The 1,447-nt window shown below is 45.1% G+C and carries 2 protein-coding genes; both read left to right on the top strand.

Annotated elements, in window-relative coordinates; translation table 11 throughout:
• A partial coding sequence (locus A3739_RS21645) for an FAD-dependent monooxygenase (protein WP_068502738.1) occupies nt 1–1,157 on the top strand: 1,157 nt, incomplete at its 5' end.
• A gap of 11 nt (nt 1,158–1,168) precedes the next feature.
• The coding region (locus tag A3739_RS21640) for a histidine triad nucleotide-binding protein (protein WP_068502735.1) at nt 1,169–1,447 on the top strand (279 nt) is incomplete at its 3' end.

Raw genomic sequence — 1,447 nt, 5'->3', positions numbered from 1 at the left:
CAAAATCGATTAAGAGTGGAGAACCTCCTCGGATTCGTGTATCGGCACTTCATTTAGCCAGTGAGCAGCTGCTACAAAATCTAGGGGCGTGGGCGCATATTCCTAAAGACAGGGCGCTTGCTTATTCCTATTTAGCGGTGAAAGAAATGCCGGCTAAGTCAGGGTTTGTTTCGAAACTGCCCGATATAACATCATGGGCCACGACCCGTTTTGAGGCGCAAGACTTAGGTAGAGAGCATTTAGGCCACATACTAGAGAATGATGCGATTCAACTTGGCTTGCTAGATCGTGTTGCTGAATTGCCAAACATTGAGTTAGTTAGTGGCGTCACGATTGAATCGAGTGAGTTAGGTTCTGATAAGCGTATGCTTACTTTGAGCGATGGTTCTGTCATGTCAGCCGATTTGGTTGTTGGGGCTGATGGCGCGCAATCTCAAATGCGTCGAATTGCTGGAATTGGTCAGTTTAGCGAGTCTTATACTCAGCACGCTATGGTCGTATCCATTACCTATAAAGGCGGAGTTGAGCAAGGGACTTGGCAGGCTTTTAGACCAGAAGGGCCTCTCGCGTTTCTTCCGTTACCGCGCATTGACGGTGTTAATTATGGCTCGTTAGTTTGGTACGACTCGCCGAATACTATCGCACAGTTAAAAGGCTTGTCTGATGCCGAGCTGCGTCAAAAACTTCAAGCGATATATCCCCAAGAATTACCTGATATTGAACAGATTCTTCAGGTCGCTTCGTTTCCTCTTGCCAAGTCACATGCTCAGCAATACTCAGGAGAGCGTATTGTTCTGGCCGGTGATGCTGCGCACACAATTAATCCTTTAGCTGGTCAGGGTGTTAATCTCGGGTTTATGGATGCCGCGGTATTGATTGAGGAGCTCGGTAAAGCATTGATTAATGACCAAGCCTTATCAGATCGGGCGGTGTTAAAGAATTATGAAAAGCAGCGACGTATGTTTAATCAACTCATGATGAGTGGTATGGACGCGTTTTATTATGGCTTTAGTAATCGCTCTGCCCCAGTGCAAATTATTCGAAACATAGGTTTAGGGCTTGCACATCGCTCAGGTCCGTTGAAACAAAAAGTATTGGAATACGCTACAGGTCTTCAAGGTAGTATTCCTAAGCTTGCAAAAGTAAGTGACGTATAAGGACAACTCAAATGTCAGAGACGATATTTACAAAGATCATTAATAAAGAAATTCCCGCTGAAATCTTGTACGAAGACGATATCAGCATTGCCTTCAAAGACATTATGGCGCAGGCGCCCGTTCATTTTCTGGTCATTCCTAAGAAACCCATTGCGACCATTAACGATATCGAAGAGGGCGATAAAGAATTGCTTGGGCATTTGTATTGGGTTGCAAAACACATCGCTCAAGAGCAAGGATTTGCGGAACAAGGTTATCGTGCAGTGATGAATTGTAATGAGTATGGCGGT

The sequence above is a fragment of the Oleiphilus sp. HI0067 genome, assembly GCF_001635735.1.
The sequence above is the reverse complement of the archived record's forward strand: the minus strand, read 5'-3'. Positions and strand labels throughout refer to the sequence as shown.